Origin of the sequence: Chromohalobacter sp. HP20-39, assembly GCF_033052815.1 — a bacterium.
In the GTDB taxonomy this organism is placed as follows: domain Bacteria; phylum Pseudomonadota; class Gammaproteobacteria; order Pseudomonadales; family Halomonadaceae; genus Chromohalobacter.
The window spans coordinates 1-322 of record NZ_JAWHTP010000396.1 but is presented as its reverse complement, the minus strand read 5'-3'; the positions used below and the strand labels follow the sequence as shown (position 1 = coordinate 322).

The window sequence follows — 322 nt, the reverse complement described above, 5'->3', positions numbered from 1 at the left end:
CCGACACGGTGCCCGGCACGCCCACGGCCAGATGGCCCTTGGTGGAGGCGCCCTTGATGACGTTGCCGTCCTTGTCGAGGTACATGTTGGCGGTGGCGGCCTTCGGCGCGACTTCACGGAAGTCGAGGAAGGTCTTACGGCCATCGGCCAGCTGGATGGTCATGAAACCACCGCCGCCCAGGTTGCCGGCAGCGGGATAGACCACGGCCAGCGCGTAGCCCACCGCCACGGCAGCGTCGACCGCGTTGCCGCCGCGCTTGAGCACTTCCACACCGACCTTGCTGGCCAGGTGCTGCGCCGAGACGACCATCCCGTTTTCTGC

At 67.7% G+C, this 322-nt stretch carries 1 protein-coding gene; it reads right to left on the bottom strand.

Features of this window, described 5'->3' with window-relative positions:
• A partial coding sequence (locus tag RVY79_RS18525; RefSeq protein WP_317466009.1) for a gamma-glutamyltransferase occupies window positions 1-322 on the bottom strand: 322 nt, incomplete at both ends.